Here is a 23,858-nt window from a genome sequence, read left to right on the forward strand (position 1 = left end):
ATTGGGCCCGAAACTACACACTCACCACCCCCAGAGGATCGCCGCATGCCTGGCATCACGCGCGAGGAGGTCGCCCACCTCGCTCGGCTGGCACGTCTGGAGCTGAAGAGCGAAGAGCTCGACCACTTCGCAGGACAGCTCGACGACATCATCGGCGCGGTCGCCCGCGTTTCCGAGGTCGCCGACCAAGACGTCCCGCCGACCTCCCACCCGCTCCCGCTGACGAACGTCATGCGCGCGGACGAGGTCCGTCCCTCGCTCACCCCCGAGCAGGCGCTTTCCGGCGCTCCCGCCCAGGAGCAGCAGCGTTTCAAGGTGCCGCAGATCCTGGGGGAGGACTAATCACCATGGCTGACACCCACATCATCAAGCTGACCGCCGCCGAGACCGCCGAGAAGATCGCCTCCGGCGAGCTCACGGCCGTCGAGGTCACCGAGGCCCACCTGGCCCGCATCGACGCGACCGACGAGAAGGTCAACGCCTTCCTCCACGTCGACCGCGAAGGCGCCCTCGCGCAGGCCCGCGCCGTCGACGCCAAGCGCGCCGCGGGCGAGAAGCTCGGCCCGCTGGCCGGCGTCCCGCTCGCCCTCAAGGACATCTTCACCACGGTCGGCGTTCCGACCACCGTCGGTTCGAAGATCCTCGAAGGCTGGATCCCGCCCTACGACGCCACCCTGACGCGCAAGCTCAAGGAAGCCGACGTCGTCATCCTCGGCAAGACCAACATGGACGAGTTCGCCATGGGGTCCTCCACCGAGAACAGCGCCTACGGCCCCACCGGCAACCCCTGGGACCTCACCAAGATCCCCGGCGGCTCCGGCGGCGGCTCCGCGGCCGCCCTGGCCGCCTTCCAGGCCCCGCTCGCCATCGGCACGGACACCGGCGGCTCCATCCGCCAGCCCGCCGCCGTCACCGGCACCGTCGGCGTGAAGCCCACCTACGGCGGCGTCTCCCGCTACGGCATGGTGGCCTTCTCCTCCTCCCTCGACCAGGGCGGCCCCTGCGCCCGTACGGTCCTGGACGCGGCGCTCCTGCACGAGGTCATCGCCGGCCACGACCCGCTCGACTCCACCTCCATCGACGCCCCGGTCCCGCCGGTCGTCGAGGCGGCCCGCAACGGCTCCGTCGCCGGCATGCGCGTCGGTGTCGTCAAGCAGTTCCGCGGCGAGGGCTTCCAGGCCGGCGTCACCCAGCGCTTCGACGAGTCGGTGGAGCTCCTCAGGGAGCTCGGCGCCGAGGTCGTCGAGGTGGACTGCCCGTCCTTCGACCTGGCCATGGCCGCGTACTACCTGATCGCGCCGTCGGAGGCCTCCTCCAACCTGGCCCGCTTCGACGCCATGCGCTACGGCCTGCGCGTCGGCGACGACGGCACGAAGTCCGCCGAGGACGTCACCGCCCTGACCCGCGAAGCCGGCTTCGGCGACGAGGTCAAGCGCCGCATCATCCTCGGCACGTACGCGCTCAGCTCCGGCTACTACGACGCGTACTACGGCTCCGCCCAGAAGGTCCGCACGCTCATCACGAAGGACTTCGAGAAGGCCTTCGAGCAGGTCGACGTGATCGTCTCCCCGACGACCCCGACCACCGCCTTCGCCATCGGTGAGCGCACCGACGACCCGCTGGCGATGTACCTCGCGGACATTTGCACCATCCCGACCAACCTGGCCGGCAACTCCGCCATGTCGCTGCCCTGCGGCCTCGCGCCGGAGGACGGCCTGCCGGTCGGTCTGCAGATCATCGCCCCGGCGATGAAGGACGACCGTCTCTACAAGGTCGGCGCGGCCGTCGAGGCCGCCTTCGTCGAGCGCTGGGGCCACCCGCTGCTTGAGGAGGCTCCGTCGCTGTGAGTTCGAGTGCGCTGTCCAAGGCCAAGGGCTTCAAGAAGTCGAAGACCGGGACCTACCTGTCGATGGGCACCACCGCCTTCGGTGCCATCAGTGTGTTCAAGCAGGTGCGCAAGGCCCGCACCGAGCACGACACGCTCCAGCTCGTCGACGCCGTCGTGTCCGCCGCCGCCATCGTCACCGGCCTCGCGATCCTGTACCGCGAGCTGAAGCGCCTGGGCGACGACGACGTCCTGCTGGGCTGAGAGGGAAAGTTTCACCGTGACCACCTTCACCGAACTGCTGTCGTACGAGGACGCTCTCGCCTCGTACGACCCCGTCATGGGCCTTGAGGTCCATGTCGAGCTCGGCACCAAGACCAAGATGTTCTGCGGCTGCTCCACCGAGCTGGGCGCCGAGCCCAACTCGCAGACCTGCCCCACCTGCCTCGGTCTCCCCGGCTCGCTCCCGGTCGTCAACGCGATCGGCGTCGAGTCCGCCGTCAAGATCGGCCTCGCGCTGAACTGCGAGATCGCCGAGTGGTGCCGCTTCGCCCGGAAGAACTACTTCTATCCGGACATGCCGAAGAACTTCCAGACCTCCCAGTACGACGAGCCGATCGCCTTCAACGGCTACCTGGACGTCCAGCTGGAGGACGGCGAGATCTTCCGCGTGGAGATCGAGCGCGCCCACATGGAGGAGGACACCGGCAAGTCGCTGCACGTCGGCGGTGCCACCGGCCGCATCCACGGCGCGTCCCACTCCCTGCTGGACTACAACCGCGCCGGCATCCCCCTCATCGAGATCGTCACCAAGCCGATCGAGGGCGCCGGCGAGCGGGCCCCCGAGGTCGCCAAGGCGTACGTGGCCGAGCTGCGCGAGGTCATCAAGGCGCTCGGCGTCTCCGAGGCCCGCATGGACAAGGGTCAGATGCGCTGCGACGTGAACCTGTCGCTGCGCCCGAACGGGACGAAGGAATTCGGCACCCGCTCGGAGACGAAGAACGTCAACTCGCTGCGCTCCGTCGAGCGCGCGGCCCGCTTCGAGATCCAGCGCCACGCGGCGGTGCTCTCGTCCGGCGGTTCGATCGTGCAGGAGACCCGGCACTTCCACGAGGAGGACGGCTCCACCACGGCCGGCCGCATCAAGGACAACGCCGAGGACTACCGGTACTTCCCGGAGCCCGACCTGGTCCCCGTCGCCCCGGCCCGCGCCTGGGTCGAGGAGCTGCGCGGAGGCCTCCCGGAGATGCCGCGGCTTCGCCGCAACCGCCTCCGCGAGGAGTGGGGCGTCAGCGAGCACGACATGCAGTCCATCCTCAACGCGGGCGCGGTGGACTCCATCGTCGCCACGATCGAGGAGGGCGCCGACTCGGCGGCCGCCCGCAAGTGGTGGATGGGCGAGCTGGCCCGCAACGCCAACGAGCAGGGCGTCTCGGTCGACGAGCTGCCGATCACCCCGGCCCAGGTGGCCCGGATCGCGGCCCTGGTCGCGGCCGGTGACCTGAACGACAAGCTGGCCCGCCAGGTCATCGAGGGCGTCCTCGCCGGCGAGGGCACCCCGGACGAGGTCGTCGAGAAGCGCGGCCTGAAGGTCGTCTCGGACGAGGGCGCGCTGGGCGCGGCCGTGGACGAGGCCATCGCGGGCAACGCGGCCATCGCCGACAAGATCCGCGGCGGCAAGGTCGCCGCCGTCGGCGCCCTGGTCGGAGCGGTCATGAAGACCACCCGAGGCCAGGCCGACGCGGCCCGGGTCAAGGAGCTCATCCTGGAGAAGCTCGGCGTCTCCGAGGGCTGAGCCGACGTCTCGCACCGCAGGGGAGTGGCCCGCACCGGATTCCGGTGCGGGCCACTCCGCCTTTTCCGCTGCCGGACCGCGCCGGGTTGCGCTACCGTTAGTCCATGCCTTAGTCCACCCGTCACCGAGCAAGGGAGGCAGCCGTGGAAGCAGCCCGGCAGTACAACGTCCATGAGGCCAAGACGCACTTCTCCCGGATCCTGGAACAGGTGGCGACGGGCGAAGAGGTAGTGATCAGCAAGGCGGGCGAGCCGGTCGCCAAGGTGGTGCCCCTGCGCCCCAAGGTGAGGCGCACCGGCCGTGGGTCCCTCGCGGCCGACGCGGTCCACTTCGCGAACGACTTCGACGAGCTGCCCGACGACATCGCCGACGCCTTCGGGATGCGTGGATGAGGCTCCTCCTCGACACCCACGTCGTCCTGTGGTGGCTGACGGACTCGGTCGAGCTGTCCGGGGAGGTCAAGGATCTGCTCGACACCGAGCCGGCGGTGTACGTCAGTGCGGTGACCCCGTGGGAGATCGCCATCAAGCAGTCGCTCGGGAAACTGACCGGTCCTGAAGGCCTGGCGGAACGTGTCAGGGACAGCCAGTTCACCTCGCTTCCGATCACCGCCGGGCACGGCGTGCGGGCGGGCAGACTGCCGCAGCACCACCGGGACCCCTTCGATCGGCTGCTCGTCGCACAGGCCCAGATCGAAGGCCTGACCCTCGTGACCCGCGACAAGTGGATCGAGCAGTACGACGTACCGGTCCTGTCGGTCTGACGGCGGGGGGGCAGGGGTGGAGATCGGGGCGATGGTCGTCGCCGTCGTGGGTGTGGCGGGGACGCTGGGGGCGTCGCTGCTCACGCAGCGGGGCGCGGAGCGGGCGAAGCGGCGGGAGATAGAGCTCGTACGGGCGCACGAGGAGGTACGGGAGAACCTGGCCCTGCGGCGCACCTGCTACGCGGCCCTCAACCGGGACTCGCGCCAGTACACCACCGCCCTCAACCGCCACCTGCACGTGATGCGGGAGCAGGGGGTGCAGGACGCGGACCGGGAGGCGCTCGACGCGGCGAAGGCCGCGCACCGGGACACGTACTCCGAGGCGCAGATGATTGCCCCGGACGCCGTGCTCGCTTCCGCGACCGCCGTCAACCACGCCCTGACCCTGGTCTACGGACAGGTCAAGCGCCTGGAGCGGGACGCCCCCGAGGCGGGCGAGACGATGGAGACGGTCTCCCGGGCCCAGCAGGAGATCTGGGCCCTGCTCCGGAAGATGCGCGCGGCCATGCGGGTGGACCTCGGGGTGTCGGCGGCCGACTGAAGCCGCCGCCCCGCTACTTCCTCAGCGTGGGCGTGCCCAGGACGAGCCGGCCCATTCCGCAGGTGTTCCCCGGGTCGACGTAGGAGAGGTCGAGGCGCTTGCCGCCCGCCACGTCGAGCGACAGGGGTTTCGGGGACCCGACCCGCAGGGTCCCGCTCCACACGGACTTCCCGTCCACCTCCACGCTGACGCGTGCGTTCGCGTGCGTCGAGGCGTCGTCGACGCCCGCGACCATCGTCAGGGTCTTCCAGCCGCCGCCCAGGTCGTACGAGGCCGCCCCGTCGCAGATCTTGTACGGCCCGGCGGCCACCAGGGCGGTGTCGTAGCGCTGCGAACCGAGCGTGCCGTCGCCCGCCTCGAACCAGGCGTACTCGCTCTTGGCGACCGGCGTCAGGGTGGTCAGCGAGACCCCGCCGGGGTCGGCCGCGGCAGGGGGCGGAGAGGCCGACCGGGACGCGGACGGGGCCGTCGGCTGCGTGTCTCCCGCGCGGTCCGGGCTGCCGTCGTCCCCGCCCCCGAACAGCTTCACACCGGTGAGCGCCAGGGCCGCCAGGAGCACCGCGCCCGCCGCCCAGGACACCGGGCGCCGACGGCCAGCCGCCGGCGAGGCCGGCCGCGCGTCCTGGACGTCGCCCGGCGGGACGGAGACCACGGCCTGGCGGACGTCCTGCACCCACCCGGTCAGGCTCAGCGGCCGCTCCTCCGGGTCGCTCGCGCAGAGCGCCGCGATCCGGGCCCGCCGCTCGGGGTCCAGCGCCGCGACCTGCGGCAGCTCCGCCATCGCCCCGGCCAGCAGCCCCGGGGTGCGGGGCGGCGGCTCCCCGCTGAGCAGGAAGTACGCGAGGGCGCCGAAGGCGTACCGGTCCGTGGCCGGTGTGCGGCGGCCGTCGAAGACCTCGGGGGCCGCGTAGCCCGGGGTGAACCAGACCTCGGCGGTCCGGTGTTCGGCGGTCAGCTTGCTGAGGCCGAAGTCGACCAGCGTGGCCTGCCCGTCGGCGTCGACCATCACATTGCCGGGGGAGAGGTCGCCGTGGACTACCTGACGCCCGGACGGGGTGGCCTTCCCCGAGTGCAGCCAGTCCAGCACGTCGGCGAGCTGCTCCAGCGTTCGCATCACCTCGCGCCGTCCGGCGGGCGTGGCGAGGTCCCGCTCGGCGCGCCAGTCGCGCAGGTCGAGCCCGTCCACGTGGTTCATGACCAGCACCAGGGACCGCCCGGACAGCCCGGACGCCTCACCCGCCGGGTGGATCGGCGGGCCCTCGAAGTGCTCCCGTACGCCGACGACGCCGGGCCGGTGGACGAAGCGCAGCAGCTCGGCCTGCTCGTTCCACTTCTTGCTGACCCGGGCGAACTCCTCGGACGTGATCGTCGTCCTGGAGTCGAGCACCTTGACCACGACGGGCTCGGCCCCGCCCGCCAGCTCGATCTCCGCGAGATGGATCACGGCCTCGCCACCGCGCCCGATGGACCGCAGCAACCGGTACCGGTCGGGCGCCGAGTCGGGTCCGATGTACAGCTTCTGGCTGGTCAATCCGCCCCCCGAACCAGTCAGTTGAATGGAGATCAGCTTGGCTGGCCGGGGCGGGTGGGGTCAATGGGAAACGGCGGTCCCGAGGAACGCGGACCAGGCGGCCGGGGCGACGGTGAGGGTGGGGCCGTCGGTCACTTTGGAGTCGCGGACGTGCACGGCGGCGGGGTGGGCGGCCACCTCGACGCAGGCGGCGTCGGCGTCGCCGCTGTAGCTCGACTTCCGCCAGTGGTAGGCGACTTCGACGCATGCACCGCCCGCGTCCCCGCTGTAGCTCGACTTGAACCAGGCCAGTTGGTGCGTCATGACTCTCCTAGCAGGTCGTCCAGCAGGCTCTTGCTGTCCTCGAACGAGAGGGCCTGTGAACGCAGCATCCCATACTTGAGATGGAGGAGATGGACCTCGTCCGGGTCGTCTTGGAGGAAGCTGACGTGCTGCCCTTCCAGGTAGCCGAGCTGGTCGTGGTCGGGAGTTTCGAGGAGGATCATGGGGCCGTTGAGACCTGCGTGGGTCTCGCGATCGGTGCGCATGATCTGGAGTCCCACGTAGGGGAGTTCGGTCATCTCCCGCAGGTGGCGCAGCTGCCCGCGCAAGATCTCCCGACCACCGATCGGTCGCTCCACCAGGGACTGCTCGATGATGAAATGCATGACCGGCGGCTGCGGTTTCCGGTGGAAGAGGCTTTGGCGGGCCATGCGGTCCTCGGTCGACTGAGTGATCTGGTCGACGGGCATGGGCGGATAGAAGTTCGAGAACACCGCCTCCGCGTACTGCGGAGTCTGGAGCAGGCCAGGGATGGCCGCGTTCTCGTACCAGAGCAGGCTCAGCGCCTCTTCCTCGTGCTCCATGTACTCCCGGGCGAACGCCGGGTACCGCTCCCTACGGGGGATCGCGGCCGCCGCGTTGAATACAGCCCCCTTCGCGTCGAGATGGGGCTCAAGGACCTGGGCCATCTTCACGGACAGCGGCCGGCGGCCCTGTTCCACCGAGGCGATGGACTCCACGTCGCAGTGGGCCAGTTCGGCCAGCTTGGCCTGGGTGAGGCCGACGAGTTTGCGCTGATGGGCCAGCAGGACGCCGACGACTTTCCAAGAGGCGTTGCGCTGGGGCCTGTTGCGTTGGGGCATGCCCGACACTTTCCCCTCTTGTCGCTCCGCTGACGCGCGAACCGCACGTACGCCACCCGTACAAAATCGGTGTACGGGCTAGTTCTGTAGCGATCGCTAGTGAATCCGTGTACCGTTCAATCTGTAACGACCGCTAGGGAAATGAACGAGGTCCTGCCATGCCCGTCCATACGACGACCACCGCCACCTACGCCCGCACCGTCCGCAAGGAGAGCGGCGGGCCCGGTCTGCTGCTGGCCCACGGCGGAGGCGGCGCCGTCGAGAGCAACTTCGGGGTGATCCTCGACGAACTGGCCGCCGGGCACAGCGTCGTCGGCGTCGACTACCCCGGAGCCGGGGGCACCCCGGCGGCCGAGGGGCCGCTGCGGCTGGACGAGCTGGCCGATCAGCTGGTGGCCGCCGCCGACGCCGAGGGGCTGGAGACCTTCGCGGTGCTCGGGTACTCCCTCGGCGGGAACGTCGCGCTGCGGATCGCCGCCCGGTACCCCGAGCGGGTCACCGCGCTGGTACTCACCGCCACCTTCGTGCGCGCCGGGAACCGGCTGAAGCTGGTCGGCGACCTGTGGTCGGAGCTGGCCGCGCGCGGGGAGAACGAGCTGCTGGCGCGGCTGATGGTGCCGCTGGCGCTCAACCCGGCGGTGCTGGAGGGGCTGAGCCCCGAAGAGGCCGAGGAGGTGGTGCGGGCGACCGCCGCGTCCGTGTCGGCGGGGACGGTGGGCCAGGTCGACCTGATCAAGGGAGCCGACCTGCGGGATGAGGCCGCCGGGGTCTCCGTGCCGGCCCTGGTGATCGCGACCACCGAGGACCGGCTCGTGCCCCTCGAACTTCAGCGGGAGCTGGCCGAGGCCGTGCCGGGCGCCCGGTACGCGGAGCTGCCCACCGGGCACCTCCCCTTCGCCGAGCGCCCGGCCGAATGGGCCGCGCTGATCACGGAGTTCCTCAGCGGGCTGCGGGCCGGTTGAGGAAGGCCAGGCGGGCCGGCTTGGCCGGGAGGTAGACCTCGGGGAGGTCGACCTCGGGGAGTTCCACCTCCGGGCCGAGCTCGAAGCCGGAACGTTCCAGCAGGGCGATGGCCTTCGCGTTGCGGGCGTCGGGTTCGCCGACGATGCGCTGGGCGCCGCCGTCCGTGAACAAGTAGGCGAGGAAGGCTTCTATCAGGGCTCCTGTGAAGCCGTGCCGGGCCGCGCCCCGGGTGGGGCCGATCAGCAGGTGCACGCCCACGTCGCCGGGCCGCACGTCGTAGCACTCGCTGACCCGGTCCTCGGCGCAGTCGTACGTCTGGAACAGCGCGACCTGCTCCCCGTCGAGGCTGACCATGAACGCGTGGTGGGTGGTGCGGCGGTCCACGTCCGCGTAGATCTCCTGCACCAGCTCGCGGCTGGCCCCGCCCATGCCCCAGAAGCGCGCCCGGTCCTCGCTGACCCAGCTGTGGATCAGCGCGGCGTCGGCGGCGGGGTCGACGGGGGTGAAGGAGACCGTGCCGAAGCCCTCGACGGGGTGGGTGTGGATGGCGGTGCGGGTCATGGGCGTTCCTTGGTGAGGCGGGTCCAGTCGGTGACGACGGGGGCGAGTTCGCAGCGCGCCCAGAGCGGGAGCTGGTCGCGGTGGTGGGGGGAGCCGGTGACGCCGTCCGCGCCGAGCGGGACCGCCCAGAGGCTGCTTTCCCGGTCGGCCAGGTCCCAGACGTAGCGGGCGGCCGAGGCGCGGGCGACGGCGTCGGTGACGCCGGGGACGGAGGATGTGGCGTTCACGCAGTCGTGGTCGCCGCCCAGGCCCGGCCATGCGGCGTCCGGGTCGGGGACGGCCTGCCAGGGGGTCAGGCGGTGCGCCTGCGACCAGGGCGCGCCGGGGTCGTCGGCCGCCGCCGTCTCCTCCAGGGCGGCGCGGACGTGGGCGGCGCGGTCCAGGCCGGGCAGCAGGGGTGTGGTGAGGAGGCCCTCCAGGGCGTAGCCGACCCGGGGGACCAGGTACAGCCAGGGGTGGAACACCTCCGGGCCGGCGGGGGCGCCGGCCAGGTCCGCGAAGACGGGGTCGGCCGCGAGGCGGCGTACGACGGCCGTGCGGAAGGCCGCGAAGACGGCGGCGTCGGTGCTGTCGGCCTCCATGTGCCGGTCCCAGGCCAGCAGCCGGTCGCGGAGCCGGGCGGCGGCGGGGGAGAGGGCGCCGAGGCCGGGCAGCAGGGCCAGGAGCGGTGCGGCGGAGGCCAGGCGGGTGTCGCGGTGGACGTCCGCCATCGCCTTCGGGGTCCAGTCGGCGGCGCCGCTGAGCAGGGCGCGGATCCGGTCGGCGCGGTGCGGGGGCGCGAACTCCACGCCGAGCGGGGACGCGATGCCGCGCGCGTTCGCCATGACGGCGAAGCCCTGGACCGGCTCGGCGGGGGTCTCGGCCCAGCCCCGCCAGGCGTGGCGGGCGTCCCAGGCGGGGACCGGGCGCAGCCGGTTGGCGGCCTCGCGCAGGGGGACGGCGCCCGCGACGCGGTGCAGCAGGCCGCCCTCGGAGTCGGCGGCGTGCACGACGTTGACGGGCTCGGCCCAGCCGTCGAGGGCGCGGTCGACATCGGCGACGGTGCGGGCGCGCAGCAGGGCGGGCAGGGCGGCGAAGCCCAGGTCGGCGCGGACGCGGGGCGGGTAGCGCAGGGAGAGGGACGCGGTGTCGTCGTGGACGATGACCGGCCCGCGGGCGGTCTCCAGGACCTCGACCTCGACGTCCTCGGCGCCGGCCACCGTGAGGGTCTCGGTGTGGCGGGCGACCGGCTCCCATACGCCGTCGGGGCCCAGCGCCTCGACCCCGTGGGCCGCCGGGCGCAGCCGCTCGGTGTAGAGGTCCTGGTAGTCGGCCATGGCGTTGGTGATGGCCCAGGCGACCGAGCCGGCGTGGCCGAAGTGGGCCAGGCCCGGGACGCCGGGGACGGCCAGGCCGAGGACGTCGTACTCGGGGCAGGCCAGGCGGATCTGCTGGTAGACGCCCGGGTCCTCGATGAAGCGGTGCGGGTCGCCCGCGATGATCGCGGCGCCGGTGGCGGTGCGCTCGCCCGGGACGAGCCAGCCGTTGCTGCCGGCGGTGCCGGGGCCGTCGGTGGCGAAGAGGGTGGTGGCGCCGTCGCCGAGGGCGTGGGCGACGCGGTCGCGCCAGAGCTTGGTGGCGAAGCCCGCGAACAGGATGTGGGTGGCGATCCAGATCGAGAGCGGGACCCACGGCTCCCAGGGAGCCGGGGCGTGGCCGGCGTCGGCGAAGCGGTCGTCGCGGGCCGCGCCCTCGGCCAGGCCCGCGTTGACCCCGTCGACGTAGGCGGTGACCCAGGCCGAGGTGTCCGCGTCCAGGGCCTCGAAGCAGCGGCGGGCCGTGTCGTCGAGGCGGGCCTGGCGGGCGAAGCGGTCCCAGGGCACGCAGTCGGCCCCCAGGAAGGAGGCGCTGGAGCCCTGGGCGCGGTGCCGCTCCACATCCAGCTGCCAGGCCCGGTCCCGGGCGGTGACCCGGCCCTGGGCGTAGGAGAGGCGGAGCGGGTCGGACGCGCGCAGGTGCGGGATGCCCCAGCTGTCGCGGTAGACCTCGTAGGCCTCGGTGGTCACAGCAGCGCTCACGCTCTTCCCCCGGTGTCTTAGGTTAGGCTGGCCTAACTATAAGGGTGTCCGGGGGAGGGGTGGCCGCCAGGTCCGGTCAGGCGCCGACGGTGCCGTCGACCGCCTCACGGAGGAGGTCCGCGTGGCCGTTGTGGCGGGCGTACTCGTGGATCATGTGCAGCATCACCAGGCGCAGCGAGGCGTCCTCCTCCCACTTCGGCACGTACGCCGTCACGTCCAGGGACTCGGCGCCGGCCTCCACCGCGCGGGAGTGGGCCACCTCCGCCTCCCAGGCGGCGAAGGCCTCGGCGCGGGTCGCGCCGGAGACGTCGTAGGCGGCCTGGAAGTCGCGGTTGTCCGACCACACGTGCGGGACGTCGGTGTCACCGCCGATCGTCCGGCGGAACCACTGGCGCTCCACCTCGGCCATGTGCCGCACCAGGCCCAGCAGGGAGAGGGTGGAGGGCGGGGAGGCCTGGCGGCGCAGCTCCTCGTCGGTGAGTCCGTCGCACTTCCAGGCGAGGGTGGCCCGGTGGTAGTCGAGGAAGGCCCGGAGGGTCTCGCGTTCGTCCCCGGTCAGGGGCGGGCCGATACGTTCGGTGAGGTCCATGGGGGTGATCCTGCCGCCTCTTCGGAGCCCCTGAAAGCGATTTCGCGCCCGGGGTGGCGCGGGGCGGCGTCCCGCCGGGGGCCTCACCGGCCCCGGCGGCCGCCGTACGGCCCCTCAGCCCTGCCAGATGTAGGGGACGGTGACGCCGAGCACCCCGAAGCCCAGGCGCTCCAGGATCGGCCGGCTGTCGTCCGACGCGTCGACCTGGAGGTACGGGATCCCGCGCTCGGCCGCGATCCGGGCGCGGTGGGCCACCAGCAGGCGGTAGATGCCCCGGCCCCGCCATTCCGGGGCCGTGCCGCCGCCCCACAGGCCGGCGAAGTCGCTGCCCGCCGAGATCTCCATCCGCGCCGAACTGACCGGAACCTCCCCGGCCATCGCCACCACGACCTCGATGGAGTCGGGGTCCTCCCGCAGCTGGGCGAGGACGCCCTCCTTGATCCGCGGCCGCTCGACTCCGAAGGCCCGGTCGTGGGCGGCCATCATCAGGTCCACGCCCGCCTCGTCCGTCACCCGCAGCAGGGTGATCCCCTCCGGCGGCTCCGCCGACAGGCCGGCCAGGTCGGAGGTCCGGCCCACCATCAGCGTCTCGGCGGGCTCGGGGGCGAAGCCCGCGGCACGCAGCCGGTCGGCGAGATCGGCCGGACGGTCATGGGTGTACAGCTTCCACTCGAACACCGGCCCGCCCCGCGCCGGCCCGCCCGCGCCGAAGTGCGCCACCTGCGCCGCGATCTCCGCGTCCGCCGTGTCCTCGTCGAGGTCCGACCACACCACGCCGTTCCAGCCGGGCAGGCTCATCCGCAGGACCCGGCCCGCCCGCTCCACGTGCGGTCCCTCCGCGCCGCGCCGCACCTCGGTGTCGTAGCGGTCGCGCACCTTCAGCAGTTCATCAAGATCCATCGTCATGGGCGCACCTCATCAGCCGAACCTCCGCCCCCACAAGTGCATTAGCCTCACCTCCGTGAACGACGACCTCACCCTCTACACCGGCAACGCCACCCCCGACGCCGCCGCCGACCGGGGCTGGCTCCTGGGGCACTTCAAGGAACCGGGCGACCCCCGCCACAGTGAGGACGTCGAGATCAAGTGGGGCGTCCACCCCAAGGGCGAGGCGCGCGGACGCTGGGTCACCGGGGAGCGGCGCACCGCCCTCCAGGTGCTGATCAGCGGCCGCTTCCGGCTGGAGTTCCCCGGCCGCACGGTCGTCCTCGCCGAACAGGGCGACTACGTCGTCTGGGGCCGGGGCGTCGACCACTCCTGGTACGCCGAGGAGGACAGCGTCGTCCTCACCGTCCGCTGGCCCTCCGTCCCCGGTTACCGGGCCGAAGGACCCGCCGAAGGCCAGGCCTGTGACGATGCACACGAAAGCGACCAACGATCACGAAACGCTGCGATCGTGTCGAACGAGGTGTAAACCCAGCACCCTGGCCGCCGGTGGCGGCCGGACCTTTCACAAGTTCACGACTCACCAGTCCACGACTTCACGAGTTCAAGCGTTCTTTGCGTCGGGCCGACTCCCGCTGAAGATCCGAACCACCAGGGAGCACGTCCGTTGGCAGCAATCGCACGGTGGTGCATGCGACACCGGCTGGTCACCGTCCTGATCTGGCTGCTCGCCCTCGGCGGGACCGCCGCCGCGGCCGCCGCCGCCGGAACGGCGTTCTCCAACGACTACGAGGTCCCCGGCACGGAGTCCAACCGGGCCAACACCCTCCTGCGCGAAGGCTTCCACGGCCAGGGCGGCGACACCGACACCATCGTGTGGCGGACCCCGGACCACCAGACGGCCCGGACCCCCGACGTCGAACGCCGGATGACCCGGGCCCTGGACGCCGTCGCGGCCCTCCCCGGAGTCGGCTCCGTCAGCGGCCCCTACGGACCGGGCCCCGCCGGCGCCGCCCGGATCAGCCCCGACGGCCGCACCGCCTACGCCGTGGTCACCTTCGACCGGCAGGCCGACTCCGTCCCCAAGGCCCAGGCCCGGGCCGTCGTCGACGCGGCGAAGAACCCGGCCACCGAAGCCGACGGCCTCCAGGTCGAACTCGGCGGCCGCGCCATCGGCCTGACCGAGGCACCCAGCCCCCACCTCGCCGAGGTCATCGGCGTGGCCATCGCCGCCGTCGTCCTCTTCCTCGCCTTCGGCTCCCTCGCCGCCAGCCTGCTGCCCATCGCCACCGCGCTGGTCAGCGTCGGCAGCGCCTACTTCGGCATCACCCTCCTCGGGCACGCCATGGCCGTCGCCGACTTCGCCCCGATGCTCGGCACCCTCGTCGGCCTCGGCGTCGGCATCGACTACGCCCTGTTCATCGTCACCCGGCACCGCAAAGGCCTGGCCCGCGGGCTGACGGTCGAGGAGGCCGCCGAGAACGCCGTCGCCACCACCGGCCGCGCCGTCGTCTTCGCCGGAGCCACCGTCTGCATCGCCCTGCTCGGCATGCTCGTGCTGCGGCTCGACTTCCTCAACGGCGTCGCGATAGCCGCCTCCCTCACGGTGGTCCTGACGGTGGCGGCCTCCGTCACCCTGCTGCCCGCCCTCCTCTCGTACATCGGCATACGGGCCCTGTCCCGCCGCGAACGCCGCAGGCTCGCCGCCGAAGGCCCCCGGCCCGAGACGCCCACCGGGTTCGCCGCCCGCTGGTCGGCCTTCGTCGAACGCCACCCCAAGCTCCTCGGCCTGGTCGCCGCCCTCGTCATGGCGGCCCTGGCGCTGCCCACGCTCTCGCTCCACCTCGGCACCTCCGACCAGGGCAACAACCCGGCCTCCGCCACCACCCGCAAGGCCTACGACCTGCTGGCCGACGGCTTCGGGCCGGGCGTGAACGGCCCGCTCACCGTCGTCGCCCGGCTGGACGGCGCCGGCGACCGCCTCGCCGTCGAGCGGCTGGGCGACGCCCTGCGCACCACCCGCGGCGTCGCCTCCACGGGCCCGGCCGTCTTCAACCGCAGCGGCGACACCGCGATCCTGACGGTCGTCCCCGACTCCGCCCCGCAGTCCCGGGCCACGAGCGAGCTGGTCGACCGCCTCCGCGCGGACGTCATCCCCCGCGCCGGACACGGCAGCACGATGGAGGCCCACGTCGGCGGGGTCACCGCCGGCTACGACGACTTCGCCGACGTGATCGTCGGCAAGCTGCCGCTCTTCGTCGGCGTGGTCATCGCCCTCGGCTGCCTGCTCCTGCTGCTGGCCTTCCGCTCCCTCGGCATCCCCGCCAAGGCGGCCGCCATGAACGTCGCCGCCGTGGCCTCCTCCTTCGGCGTCGTCGTCATGGTCTTCCAGTGGGGCTGGGGGAGCGAGCCGCTGGGCCTGGGCAGCGCCGGCCCCATCGAGCCCTTCCTGCCGGTGATCATGGTGTCCGTGCTCTTCGGGCTCTCCATGGACTACCAGGTCTTCCTGGTCAGCCGGATGTACGAAGAGTGGCTGGAGACCGGCGACAACCGGCGGGCCGTGCGCGTGGGTCTCACCGAGACCAGCCGCGTGATCAACTCGGCGGCCGTCATCATGATCTCGGTGTTCCTGGCCTTCGTGCTCAGCGGAGACCGGATCATCGCCATGTTCGGCATCGCGCTCGCCGTGGCCGTGGCCCTCGACGCCTTCGTCCTGCGCACTCTCCTCGTCCCCGCGCTCATGCACATGCTCGGCGGGGCGAACTGGTGGCTCCCCGCCTGGCTGGAGCGCCGGCTGCCCAGGATCAGCATCGAACCCCCGGAGTGCCGCCCCCGCGCCGTACTCCCCGCGCAGCGGCCGGCCGCCGACCACGAGGCACCGGCCGACCTCTCCCACTGACCGGTCACCCACCACAAGGAAGCACACATGTTCGCGACAGACCTGGCCGACGACGCCCAGCTCTTCCCGCTGGAGATCTGGCACGCGGAGGAGTTCCTCGCGCACATCGACCGGGGCCGGGAGTTCATCGGGCAGTTCATCGGCTTCCCCGACCGTGCCACCGACCTCGAATCCGCCCGGCGGCTGCTGCGCTCCAACGCCGAGAAGAGCGCCGCCGACGGCGCCCGCCTCTACGGGATCCGGGTCGAGGGCACGCTCGTCGGCGGGGTCCTCTTCCCGAACTTCGACGCCGCCGCGGGCAACTGCGAGGTCGGCTGCTGGATGGAGCCCGCCGGCACCGGCCGCGGCCTGGTCACCCAGGCCTGCCGGGTGCTCATCGACTGGGCCTTCGACGTGCGCGGCATGCACCGCGTCGAGTGGCACGTCGCCAGCGGCAACGCCAAGAGCATCGCCGTCGCCGAGCGCCTGGGCCTCACCCGCGAGGGCGTCCTGCGGCAGAACCACCTGCACCGCGGCGTCCGCCAGGACACCGAGGTCTGGTCGGTCCTCGCCCCCGAATGGGCCGCCGCCCGCACCGCGTAGCCGCCACGGCCGCAGGAACCGCACGGCACCTGCGGCCCACCCGGCCCGGCCGGGGGCCCGCCCTCTCAGGAGCCTCTCAGAAACGCCGCCTACGGTGCGCGCCATGGACACCACCAAGACCGCCGCCCCGACCGCTCCCGAGACGGACGCCGCCGAGGACAAGCCGGTCACCGGCACCCCGGCCGAGGCCGCGGACACCGCCGCCGAAGCACCCGCCGCCGAAACCGCCCCCGCCGAAACCGCCGTCGAGGAACCCGCAGGCGAGGAGCCCGGCGAGGACCCCGACGACGACGCGGCGGACGACCTCCCCGAGCGGCCCACCGGCGTCGGCTCCGCGGCCGCCGCCCTCACCGCCGCCGGTCTCGGACTCATCGCCCTCAGCGGCAGCTGGGTCGCCCGCGTCATGGGCGAGCGCCAGACCCTCATCGGCCAGATCGACTCGGCCAACGCCACCACCGCCAAGGAGAAGATCGCCGCCCTGTACGGCGACGCCTGGCACATGACCGCCCTCGTCAACGGCCTGCTGTCCACCCTCGCCCTGCTGCTCGCCGCCGTCGTCCTCGCGGCCCCCGCCTTCGGCGCCCCGGGCCGGGTCCACCCCGCCTGGGTCCGCTCCGTCTCCTGGGCCGCCGTCGTCCTCGGCGTCCTCGGTGCGCTGCTCTTCGGACTCATGTACTTCGACCTCCTCGTACCCCTCCCGACGGCCGCCGAATAGGCACCGCCTTACCCGTGTCTTAGGCCGCCCCTGGGCGGCTCCAGGCCTTCTCAGGGCCCCCGGCCCCCCGCCTAAGGACCCCGCGGCCGCACAGATGCGGCATGAGCCCCATGTGCCGCACCCCTCTGGGACGCGAATCTTGGATCACACCGAACGAGGTGCCCGAGAAGAGCAGCCAGGGAGAACGAGATGTTCGAGTACGAGATCGCCACCGCCCGCCGCGCCGACCTCATCCGCCAGGCCGACGAGTACCGCGTGGCCCGCGAGGCCAAGAAGGCCTCCCGCGCCTTCTCGCGCGGCCAGGAACCCGAGAGGTCGGTGAATCGCCACCGGAGCCTCTTCACCCGCGCCGCGTAACCCGCGCCACGCAGCACGTGGAATGACGCGAGATGACGAGCGCACCGATGACGACTGCCGCCCGGCCGCACCCGTGTGCGATGCTCGGCGGCGTGGAAACCAGATCTGTCAGCCCGGTGTTCGTCGGCCGAGCCGACGAACTGGCCGTACTCGTCGACGCCCTGGCCCGCGCCGCGGACCAGGAGCCGCAGGCCCTCCTGATCGGAGGTGAGGCCGGAGTCGGCAAGACCCGGCTGACCGAGGAGTTCCTCGGCGAGGCCGCCCGGCGCGGAGCCGTGGTGGCCGTCGGAGGCTGTGTGGAGATCGGGGCGGAGGGCCTTCCCTTCGCCCCTTTCTCGACGGCCCTGCGCACCCTGCTCCGCCTGCTCCCTGCCGAACTCGCCGCCGCGGCCGCCGGCCAGGAGGACGAACTCGCCCGCATCCTCCCCGAACTCGGCGAGACCCCCCGAGGCCCCCACGACGAGGAGAGCACCGCCCGCCTCTTCGAACTGACGGCCCGGATGCTGGAACGCCTCGCGGCCGACCGCACCGTCGTCCTCGTCCTGGAAGACCTGCACTGGGCGGACACCTCCACCCGGCACCTGCTCGCCTACCTCTTCCGCGCCCTCGGCCGGGGCCGGCTCGTCCTCGTCGCCACCTACCGGGCCGACGACATCCACCGCCGCCACCCGCTGCGCCCCCTGCTCGCCGAACTCGACCGGCTCCGGACCGTCCAGCGCATCGAGCTGGCCCGCTTCAACCGCGGCGAAGTGCGCCGCCAGCTCGCCGGCATCCTCGCCTCCCGGCCCGACGAGGCCTTCGTCGACTCCGTCTTCGAACGCTCCGACGGCAACGCCTTCTTCGTCGAGGAGCTCGTCGCCTCCCACGAGAGCGGCTGCCGCACCGGACTCACCGAATCCCTGCGCGACCTGCTCCTCGTCCGCGTCGAGGTCCTGCCCGACGCCGCGCAGCGCGTGGTCCGCATCGTCGCCGAGGGCGGCTCCGCCGTCGAGTACCCGCTGCTGCTCGCCGTCTCCCGGCTCGGCGAGGACGAGCTCATCGAGGCCCTGCGCGCCGCCGTCGGCGCCAACATCCTCCTCGTCACCGCCGACGGCGACGGATACCGCTTCCGCCACTCCCTGGTCCGCGAGGCCGTCAGCGACGACCTGCTCCCCGGCGAACGCGCCCGCGTCAACCGGCGCTACGCCGAAGCCGTCGAGGACGACGAGACCCTGCTCCGCGCCGAGGAGCGGATCATCCGGCTGGCCAACTACTGGTACGCCGCCAACGACCCGGCCAAGGCCCTGCCCGCCGTCCTCGCCGCCTCCGTCACCGCCCGCCGCCGGCACGCCTACTCCGAACAGCTCAGCCTGCTCGAACGGGCCATGGACCTGTGGGACAGCGTCCCCGACGAGGTACGCGACGCACTGCGCCCCGCCGACTACACCGAGGCCTACCCGCCCTGCGGCTGCGACCCGGCCGCCACCCCGCTCCACCGCGTCGACCTCCTCGCCGAGGCCACCGTCGCCGCCCGATACGGCGGCGAACGCGAACGCGCCCTGAAGCTCACCAAACTGGCCCTGCGCATCCTCGACGAGGACGGCGGCGACCCGCTGCGCGCCGCCTGGTTCTGGACCGAGCGCTCCCGCCTCATCGCCAACCTCGGCCGGGGCGACGGCTGGCAGGAGATCGCCACCGCGCAGGAACTCGTCAAGGGACTGCCCCCGTCCCAGGTGCACGCGGACGTCCTCGTCCGGGTCGCGGGCTGGGGCATGCTCCACAACCCGGGCCCCGGCAACCTCGCCGCCGCCGAACGGGCCGTGGAGTACGCCCGCATGATCGGCGCCGAGGAGACCGAGCTCAACGCCCGGATCACCTACGGCTGCCTGCTCATGGACTCCGGCGACGGAGCCACCGGCCTCGCCGAACTCCACGAGGTCAAGGACCGTGCCACCGCGCTCGGTTTCACCGTCGTCGCGGGCCGCGCCCATATCAACATCACCTCCCAACTCGAATCCATGGGCCGGTCCCGCGAAGCCGTGGAACTGGCCGAACAAGGGGTCGAACTCGTGAGCCGGGCCCGGCTCCTGGACACCGAGGCCTGGGTCCGGGGGAACATGGCCGAGAGCCTCTACAGCCTGGGCCGCTGGGACGAGGCCGCCGAGGCGGCCCGGCGCACCCTGCAGGTCGGCCACGGCGCCGCCCCCCGCGGCTCCGCCTCCGCCCGCCTGGCCTACCTGGCCCTGGGCCGCGGCGAACTCGCCGAGGCCGCGACCCAGGTGGCCGCCGCACACGCCCACTTCGGCACCCACGACACCCAGCCCCAGCACCGGATACCGCTCTTCCGGCTGGCCATCGGCGTGGCCCAGGGGGAGGGCCGCCTCGCCGACGTCCGGGCCGAGACGGCCCAGGCCATCGCCTACGGCTTCCCGCTCGGCCAGCACCGCTACGCCTGGCCCCTCCTCCTCGCCTCCGCCACCGCCGAGGCGGACGCCCGGGGCCTGCCCGGCACCGAGGAAGGCCGCGCCGCCGCCCTGGAGGCCCTGCGCACCGCCGCCCGCTCCCTGGCCACCCCGACCCCCCTGTGGACCGCCCACTCCGAGTACCTCAGGGCCGAGCTGCTGCGCGCCGAGGGCCGCGACACCGCCGCCGACTGGAGGGCCGTCGAGGCGGCCGTCAGCCCCCTGGAACGCCCCTACCTGCTGGCCCGCGCCCGCCACCGGCTCGCCGAGGCGCTCCTGGGCTCCGGAGGGGACCGCGAGACGGCCGCCGGCCTCCTTCGCGACGCCCACGCCACCGCCGACCGGCTGGGCTCCCGGCGGCTCCGTGAGGACCTGGCCCTGCTCGCCCAGCGCGCCCGGCTCCCGCTGACCCCGGACGAGGCCCGCCCCGCCGCGCCGGCCCCGGACACCGACCCGATCGAGGCCCTGGGACTCACCAGCCGCGAACGCGACGTCCTGCGCCTGGTCGCGACGGGCAGCACCAACCGTCAGATCGCGGAGGAGCTGTTCATCTCCCCCAAGACGGCCAGCGTGCACGTCTCGAACATCCTGGCCAAGCTGGGCGTCGCGAGCCGGGGGGAGGCCGCGGCGCTCGCCCACCGGCTGCGCCTGTTCACCCCCCTGTCGCCGCAGCGGCCGGGCGTATGAGGACGGTTCCTGAGTCGGGGTCCATCGGGCCCCGCCCCGGACCGCCCCCCACCGGGGATCCGTCGGTCAACGCACCGTCAGACCCAGGATCCTGTCGTCGCCCGCCTGAGGCGACCCGCGCCCGTCCGTCTCGCTCGTGACCAGCAGCAGTCTGTCGCCGCCGAGCGCCACCACCGTCCGCAGCCGCCCGTACTTCCCCGTCAGGAAGGCCTCCGGCTCCGCCGCCGGCACGGCCCCCTTCAGCGGGATCCGCCACAGCCGCTCGCCCTTGAGCGACGCCATCCAGATCGAGCCCTCCGCCCAGGCGATCCCGCTCGGCGAGGCCTCGTCCGTCCTCCAGACGGCCACCGGGTCCCGGAAGCCCGCCTTGCCGCCCTTCCCCTCCACCACCGGCCAGCCGTAGTCGCCGCCCGGCTCGATGAGGTTCAGCTCGTCCCAGGTGTGCTGCCCGAACTCCGACGCCCACAGCCGTTTGTCCGCGTCCCAGGCGAGGCCCTGCACATTGCGGTGCCCCCAGGAGTAGACGACCGAGTCCGGCTCGGGATTCCCGTGCACCGGCTTCCCGTCGGGGGTCATCCGCAGGATCTTCCCGCCCAGCGACTTCCTGTCCTGCGCCAGCGCCGTGTTCCCGGTCTCGCCCGTCCCGGCGTAGAGCATCCCGTCCGGGCCGAAGGCGATCCGCCCGCCGTTGTGGAAGACCCCCCTGGGGATGCCCCTCAGCACCGTGTCCGGCGCCCCCAGCTGCTGGCCGGGCGGCCTCTGCTCGTCGTACCGCATCCGGGCGATGCGGTTGTCGGACTCCGTCGTGAAGTACGCGTACACCAGCCGGTCCGAGGCGAAGTGCGGGGACAGCGCCAGCCCCAGCAGCCCGCCCTCCCCGCCGGGCGCCACCCCGGGCACCCTGCCGATCTGCGTCACCTCGCCCGTGTCCGCCCGGACCCTGCTGATCGTGCCCTTGTCCCGGGAGCCGACCAGCAGGTCCCCTCCGGGCAGCGGGGCAACGCCCCACGGGGAGTCCAGACCCTTCGCCACCTCGGCCGTGACCGTCACGGAGCCCCTGGCGGGCGGCGCCGACGCCCCCGCCCCCGGCGAAGCCCCCGCGGACACCGCCGCCGGCGCCCCCGGCGGTGAGCCCCCCGCCCCCGGCGGCGCCCCGCCCGGCCCGGAGCATCCCGCCGCCAGCAGCGCCCCGCACCCCGCCAGCGCGACCCCGGCCAGCGCCCCCCGGCGCCGCGCCCCCCGGGCCCCCAGGACCCCCGTACCGAAACGCCCTTCCCGCACCGCGCCCCGTACTCCGTACCGCACTCCGTACCGCATCGTCCCGCTCCCCTCCGGTCGGCCCTCCAGTCCTGCCCTTCACCAGACTCAACAGATCCGGCGGGTGCCCGAGTTCCATCGCTCGTACACCCGATCGAGTGGTTGTCGCGGCCGTCCCGACAGGGCCGTTCCAACGGGGCCGTCCCGGTCCCAGGCTCAGTCCCAGGCACCCACCGCCGCCGGCAGCGCCGCGAACCCGGCCAGCTCCCCGGCCGTGAGCCGCACCTCCGCCGCCCCCGCGTTCTCCGCCGCCCAGCGCGCCCGGTCCGCCCCCGGCACCGGCACCACGTGCGGCCCCTGCGCCAGCACCCACGCCAGCGCCACCTGCGCCGCGGTGACCTCCGGCCCGTGCCGCCGGGCCACCCGCCGCAGCTCCGCCACCAGCACCTGGTTCGACGCCATCGCGTGCGCCGTGAACCGAGGGTGCCGCGCCCGCACGTCCGCCTCCTCGAACCCCTGCCCCGGTGTCAGCGTCCCGGTCAGGAACCCGCTGCCCAGCGGCATGGCCGCCAGCACCCCCACCCCCCGCGCCGCGCACCACGGCAGCAGCTGCCACGCGGCCTCCGGCGACCACACCGACAGCTCCGCCTGCACCGCCGTCACCGGGAACACCTGCTGCGCCCGCTCCAGGTGCCGCAGCGTCGAGCGGTACGCCCGGTCCCCGCGCCGCCCCGCCCCCGGCCCGGCCCCCGCGCCCAGCGCGCAGAACCCCAGCGCCCGCACCTTCCCCGCCTGCACCAGCTCCGCCATCGCCCCCCAGGTCTCCTCCACCGGTACCTCCGGATCCACCCGGTGCAGCTGGTAGAGGTCTATGACGTCCGTCCGCAGCCGCCGCAGCGAGGCGTCGCACGCCCGCCGCACGTACTCCGGCCGCCCGTCGGCCACCACGTGCCCCTCGCCCGCCCGCAGCCCCACCTTCGCCGACACGAAGGCCTCGGCCCGCCGCTCGCGCAGCACCCGCCCCACCGCCAGCTCGTTGGTGAACGGCCCGTACAGGTCGGCCGTGTCCAGCAGGTTCGCCCCGAGGTCCAGCGCCGTGTGCAGGGTCCGCAGCGACTCCTCGCCCCGGCGCCGCGACGGCGCGTAGGCCCAGCTCATCGGCATGCAGCCGAGCCCGATGGCCCCCACCGTCAGCGGTCCCGACCCGATCGACCTGCGCTCCACCCCTGCGTCCCCCCTCCCGGCCCTGTCCCGGTCCGGCCCTCAAACTAACGGCTTGATCACGCGGGCTTCGCATAGCCTCGGGATCATGACTGCAACGACCGCGGACGTCTGGCTGCCGTTCCCGCCCGGGGAGATCGACGGCCTCCCCGACTCCTTCCGCTACCGACGGTGGGACGGTGAGGACGAGTTCCCGGCCGACCCGGCCGCCTGCGTCTTCTACGTCACCCCGTACATGAAGTCCCAGAGCGTGACCCTGCGCCCGCTCCCGGCGATGCCCGCCCTGCGCGTCGTCCAGACCCTCACCGCCGGCATCGACCACGTCCTGCCCGGCGTCGGCCTCCTGCGCCCCGGGGTCCGGCTGTGCAACGCGCGCGGCGTCCACGAGGCCAGCACCGCCGAACTCGCCCTGACCCTCACCCTCGCCTCCCTGCGCGGCATCCCCGGCATGGTCCGCGGCCAGGACCGCGAGGAGTGGCGCGGCGGCTTCTACGAGGCCCTCGCCGACAAGTCCGTCCTGATCGTCGGCTACGGGGCGATCGGCGCGGCCATCGAGGACCGGCTCCTGCCCTTCGAGTGCGGCCGGATCACCCGCGTCGCCCGCTCGGCCCGCACCGCCCCGCACGGGCCCGTCCACGCCCTCGACGACCTCCCCGCCCTCCTCCCGGACGCGGACGTGGTCATCCTCTCCACCCCGCTGACCGAGGACACCCAGGGCCTGGCCGGCGCCGCGTTCCTCGGCCGGATGAAGGACGGCGCCCTCCTGGTCAACGTGGCGCGCGGCCCCGTCGCCGACACCAAGTCCCTGCTGGCCGAACTGGAGTCCGGCCGGCTGCGCGCCGCCCTCGACGTCACCGACCCGGAGCCGCTGCCCCCGGGGCACCCGCTCTGGCACGCCCCGAACCTTCTGATCACGCCTCACGTGGGCGGCAGCAGCTCGGCTTTCGAGCCCCGGGCGAAGCGGCTGATCGCCCGCCAGCTCACCCGGTTCGCCGCGGGGGAGCCCGTCGAGAACACCGTTCTGATCACCAACTGAACCACGACGCCCACTCTCCGCGTCCATAC

Annotated in this window: 24 protein-coding genes; 15 read left to right on the top strand and 9 right to left on the bottom strand. The window is 73.1% G+C overall.

Translation table 11 applies throughout. The features are described 5' to 3' along the window. The first annotated feature begins 45 nt into the window (after positions 1-45). From gatC to ACZ5NJ_RS34510, 7 genes are all read left to right on the top strand, one after another. Entirely contained in the window at positions 46-342 is a 297-nt protein-coding gene (gene gatC, locus ACZ5NJ_RS34480; protein ID WP_007266718.1) for an Asp-tRNA(Asn)/Glu-tRNA(Gln) amidotransferase subunit GatC, read from the top strand. Between the two features lie 5 nt (positions 343-347). Beyond that, entirely contained in the window at positions 348-1,847 is a 1,500-nt protein-coding gene (gene gatA / locus ACZ5NJ_RS34485; protein WP_468770283.1) for an Asp-tRNA(Asn)/Glu-tRNA(Gln) amidotransferase subunit GatA, read from the top strand. A 62-nt stretch (positions 1,848-1,909) separates the two neighbouring features. Then, positions 1,910-2,089: a hypothetical protein gene (locus ACZ5NJ_RS34490; protein WP_468770353.1), complete on the top strand. Its 180-nt coding sequence runs from the start codon at positions 1,910-1,912 to the stop codon at positions 2,087-2,089. A 16-nt stretch (positions 2,090-2,105) separates the two neighbouring features. Further along, the gene (gene gatB, locus ACZ5NJ_RS34495; RefSeq protein ID WP_468770284.1) at positions 2,106-3,620 is read left to right on the top strand and encodes an Asp-tRNA(Asn)/Glu-tRNA(Gln) amidotransferase subunit GatB; all 1,515 of its coding nucleotides are present in this window, start codon (positions 2,106-2,108) and stop codon (positions 3,618-3,620) included. A 143-nt stretch (positions 3,621-3,763) separates the two neighbouring features. Beyond that, on the top strand, positions 3,764-4,012 hold the full coding sequence (locus ACZ5NJ_RS34500; protein ID WP_468770286.1) for a type II toxin-antitoxin system Phd/YefM family antitoxin: 249 nt from the start codon (positions 3,764-3,766) through the stop codon (positions 4,010-4,012). Next, the gene (locus tag ACZ5NJ_RS34505) at positions 4,009-4,383 is read left to right on the top strand and encodes a type II toxin-antitoxin system VapC family toxin (RefSeq protein WP_468770287.1); all 375 of its coding nucleotides are present in this window, start codon (positions 4,009-4,011) and stop codon (positions 4,381-4,383) included. Before ACZ5NJ_RS34500 ends, ACZ5NJ_RS34505 begins: the two co-directional genes overlap by 4 nt. A gap of 16 nt (positions 4,384-4,399) precedes the next feature. Continuing rightward, the gene (locus ACZ5NJ_RS34510; RefSeq protein WP_468770289.1) at positions 4,400-4,924 is read left to right on the top strand and encodes a hypothetical protein; all 525 of its coding nucleotides are present in this window, start codon (positions 4,400-4,402) and stop codon (positions 4,922-4,924) included. Between the two features lie 13 nt (positions 4,925-4,937). Here the strand turns inward: ACZ5NJ_RS34510 and ACZ5NJ_RS34515 are convergent, their stop codons facing one another. The 3 genes from ACZ5NJ_RS34515 to ACZ5NJ_RS34525 are packed head-to-tail and all read right to left on the bottom strand — an operon-like array spanning position 4,938 to position 7,579. After that, positions 4,938-6,455: a protein kinase domain-containing protein gene (locus tag ACZ5NJ_RS34515; RefSeq protein ID WP_468770291.1), complete on the bottom strand. Its 1,518-nt coding sequence runs from the start codon at positions 6,453-6,455 to the stop codon at positions 4,938-4,940. A 60-nt stretch (positions 6,456-6,515) separates the two neighbouring features. After that, entirely contained in the window at positions 6,516-6,758 is a 243-nt protein-coding gene (locus tag ACZ5NJ_RS34520; RefSeq protein WP_468770292.1) for a DUF397 domain-containing protein, read from the bottom strand. Further along, a complete protein-coding gene (locus tag ACZ5NJ_RS34525) occupies positions 6,755-7,579 on the bottom strand; it encodes a helix-turn-helix domain-containing protein (RefSeq protein WP_468770294.1) in 825 nt (274 codons plus the stop codon). Before ACZ5NJ_RS34525 ends, ACZ5NJ_RS34520 begins: the two co-directional genes overlap by 4 nt. A gap of 158 nt (positions 7,580-7,737) precedes the next feature. On the opposite strand from ACZ5NJ_RS34525, the gene ACZ5NJ_RS34530 reads away from it, so the two are divergent. Continuing rightward, the gene (locus tag ACZ5NJ_RS34530) at positions 7,738-8,541 is read left to right on the top strand and encodes an alpha/beta fold hydrolase (RefSeq protein WP_468770295.1); all 804 of its coding nucleotides are present in this window, start codon (positions 7,738-7,740) and stop codon (positions 8,539-8,541) included. Here ACZ5NJ_RS34530 and ACZ5NJ_RS34535 read toward each other — a convergent pair. From ACZ5NJ_RS34535 to ACZ5NJ_RS34550, 4 genes are all read right to left on the bottom strand, one after another. After that, positions 8,519-9,103: a GNAT family N-acetyltransferase gene (locus ACZ5NJ_RS34535; protein ID WP_468770296.1), complete on the bottom strand. Its 585-nt coding sequence runs from the start codon at positions 9,101-9,103 to the stop codon at positions 8,519-8,521. The genes ACZ5NJ_RS34530 and ACZ5NJ_RS34535 overlap by 23 nt on opposite strands. Continuing rightward, on the bottom strand, positions 9,100-11,160 hold the full coding sequence (locus ACZ5NJ_RS34540; RefSeq protein ID WP_468770297.1) for a penicillin acylase family protein: 2,061 nt from the start codon (positions 11,158-11,160) through the stop codon (positions 9,100-9,102). The genes ACZ5NJ_RS34535 and ACZ5NJ_RS34540 overlap by 4 nt, the downstream gene beginning before the upstream one ends. A gap of 76 nt (positions 11,161-11,236) precedes the next feature. Then, a complete protein-coding gene (locus ACZ5NJ_RS34545; RefSeq protein ID WP_468770299.1) occupies positions 11,237-11,749 on the bottom strand; it encodes a DinB family protein in 513 nt (170 codons plus the stop codon). 114 nt (positions 11,750-11,863) lie between these two features. Further along, a complete protein-coding gene (locus ACZ5NJ_RS34550; protein ID WP_468770355.1) occupies positions 11,864-12,649 on the bottom strand; it encodes a GNAT family N-acetyltransferase in 786 nt (261 codons plus the stop codon). 4 nt (positions 12,650-12,653) lie between these two features. Here ACZ5NJ_RS34550 and ACZ5NJ_RS34555 point away from each other — a divergent pair, with 4 nt between their 5' ends. The 6 genes from ACZ5NJ_RS34555 to ACZ5NJ_RS34580 all read left to right on the top strand — a co-directional run bounded on the left by ACZ5NJ_RS34555 (position 12,654) and on the right by ACZ5NJ_RS34580 (position 20,315). Beyond that, positions 12,654-13,163 carry a cupin domain-containing protein gene (locus tag ACZ5NJ_RS34555; RefSeq protein WP_468770300.1) on the top strand — a complete coding sequence of 170 codons (510 nt, stop codon included), beginning with the start codon at positions 12,654-12,656 and terminating at the stop codon, positions 13,161-13,163. Between the two features lie 138 nt (positions 13,164-13,301). Beyond that, positions 13,302-15,533, top strand: a complete 2,232-nt coding sequence (locus tag ACZ5NJ_RS34560) for an MMPL family transporter (protein WP_468770302.1) — start codon at positions 13,302-13,304, stop codon at positions 15,531-15,533. 27 nt (positions 15,534-15,560) lie between these two features. Continuing rightward, complete coding sequence (locus ACZ5NJ_RS34565) at positions 15,561-16,115, top strand: GNAT family N-acetyltransferase (protein WP_468770303.1); 555 nt, start codon at positions 15,561-15,563, stop codon at positions 16,113-16,115. Between the two features lie 103 nt (positions 16,116-16,218). Beyond that, complete coding sequence (locus ACZ5NJ_RS34570; protein ID WP_468770305.1) at positions 16,219-16,830, top strand: hypothetical protein; 612 nt, start codon at positions 16,219-16,221, stop codon at positions 16,828-16,830. A 189-nt stretch (positions 16,831-17,019) separates the two neighbouring features. Beyond that, positions 17,020-17,187 carry a hypothetical protein gene (locus ACZ5NJ_RS34575; RefSeq protein WP_468770307.1) on the top strand — a complete coding sequence of 56 codons (168 nt, stop codon included), beginning with the start codon at positions 17,020-17,022 and terminating at the stop codon, positions 17,185-17,187. A gap of 80 nt (positions 17,188-17,267) precedes the next feature. Next, positions 17,268-20,315: a helix-turn-helix transcriptional regulator gene (locus tag ACZ5NJ_RS34580; protein WP_468770357.1), complete on the top strand. Its 3,048-nt coding sequence runs from the start codon at positions 17,268-17,270 to the stop codon at positions 20,313-20,315. A gap of 66 nt (positions 20,316-20,381) precedes the next feature. On the opposite strand, the gene ACZ5NJ_RS34585 is transcribed toward ACZ5NJ_RS34580, so the two are convergent. Together ACZ5NJ_RS34585 and ACZ5NJ_RS34590 are read right to left on the bottom strand one after the other, a co-directional pair. Next, positions 20,382-21,632, bottom strand: a complete 1,251-nt coding sequence (locus ACZ5NJ_RS34585) for a PQQ-dependent sugar dehydrogenase (protein WP_468770308.1) — start codon at positions 21,630-21,632, stop codon at positions 20,382-20,384. 156 nt (positions 21,633-21,788) lie between these two features. Beyond that, positions 21,789-22,796, bottom strand: a complete 1,008-nt coding sequence (locus ACZ5NJ_RS34590) for an aldo/keto reductase (protein WP_468770310.1) — start codon at positions 22,794-22,796, stop codon at positions 21,789-21,791. Between the two features lie 85 nt (positions 22,797-22,881). Here ACZ5NJ_RS34590 and ACZ5NJ_RS34595 point away from each other — a divergent pair, with 85 nt between their 5' ends. After that, positions 22,882-23,829 (top strand): 2-hydroxyacid dehydrogenase, encoded by a 948-nt coding sequence (locus tag ACZ5NJ_RS34595; RefSeq protein ID WP_468770311.1) that lies wholly within the window; start codon positions 22,882-22,884, stop codon positions 23,827-23,829. Positions 23,830-23,858: the final 29 nt, after the last annotated feature.

It is taken from the genome of Streptomyces sp. NPDC032091 (assembly GCF_055580265.1).

Bases quoted from the DNA above. Each gene is read 5' to 3' on its own strand.
- ACZ5NJ_RS34520 (WP_468770292.1), bottom strand. From the start codon at position 6,758: ATGACGCACCAACTGGCCTGGTTCAAGTCGAGCTACAGCGGGGACGCG.
- ACZ5NJ_RS34505 (WP_468770287.1), top strand. From the start codon at position 4,009: ATGAGGCTCCTCCTCGACACCCACGTCGTCCTGTGGTGGCTGACGGAC.
- ACZ5NJ_RS34550 (WP_468770355.1), bottom strand. From the start codon at position 12,649: ATGGATCTTGATGAACTGCTGAAGGTGCGCGACCGCTACGACACCGAG.
- ACZ5NJ_RS34565 (WP_468770303.1), top strand. From the start codon at position 15,561: ATGTTCGCGACAGACCTGGCCGACGACGCCCAGCTCTTCCCGCTGGAG.
- ACZ5NJ_RS34575 (WP_468770307.1), top strand. From the start codon at position 17,020: ATGTTCGAGTACGAGATCGCCACCGCCCGCCGCGCCGACCTCATCCGC.
- ACZ5NJ_RS34525 (WP_468770294.1), bottom strand. From the start codon at position 7,579: ATGCCCCAACGCAACAGGCCCCAGCGCAACGCCTCTTGGAAAGTCGTC.
- ACZ5NJ_RS34535 (WP_468770296.1), bottom strand. From the start codon at position 9,103: ATGACCCGCACCGCCATCCACACCCACCCCGTCGAGGGCTTCGGCACG.
- ACZ5NJ_RS34555 (WP_468770300.1), top strand. From the start codon at position 12,654: ATGGGCGCACCTCATCAGCCGAACCTCCGCCCCCACAAGTGCATTAGC.
- ACZ5NJ_RS34580 (WP_468770357.1), top strand. From the start codon at position 17,268: ATGCTCGGCGGCGTGGAAACCAGATCTGTCAGCCCGGTGTTCGTCGGC.
- ACZ5NJ_RS34490 (WP_468770353.1), top strand. From the start codon at position 1,910: ATGGGCACCACCGCCTTCGGTGCCATCAGTGTGTTCAAGCAGGTGCGC.
- ACZ5NJ_RS34530 (WP_468770295.1), top strand. From the start codon at position 7,738: ATGCCCGTCCATACGACGACCACCGCCACCTACGCCCGCACCGTCCGC.
- gatC (WP_007266718.1), top strand. From the start codon at position 46: ATGCCTGGCATCACGCGCGAGGAGGTCGCCCACCTCGCTCGGCTGGCA.
- gatA (WP_468770283.1), top strand. From the start codon at position 348: ATGGCTGACACCCACATCATCAAGCTGACCGCCGCCGAGACCGCCGAG.
- ACZ5NJ_RS34570 (WP_468770305.1), top strand. From the start codon at position 16,219: ATGGACACCACCAAGACCGCCGCCCCGACCGCTCCCGAGACGGACGCC.
- ACZ5NJ_RS34545 (WP_468770299.1), bottom strand. From the start codon at position 11,749: ATGGACCTCACCGAACGTATCGGCCCGCCCCTGACCGGGGACGAACGC.
- ACZ5NJ_RS34595 (WP_468770311.1), top strand. From the start codon at position 22,882: ATGACTGCAACGACCGCGGACGTCTGGCTGCCGTTCCCGCCCGGGGAG.
- ACZ5NJ_RS34585 (WP_468770308.1), bottom strand. From the start codon at position 21,632: ATGCGGTACGGAGTGCGGTACGGAGTACGGGGCGCGGTGCGGGAAGGG.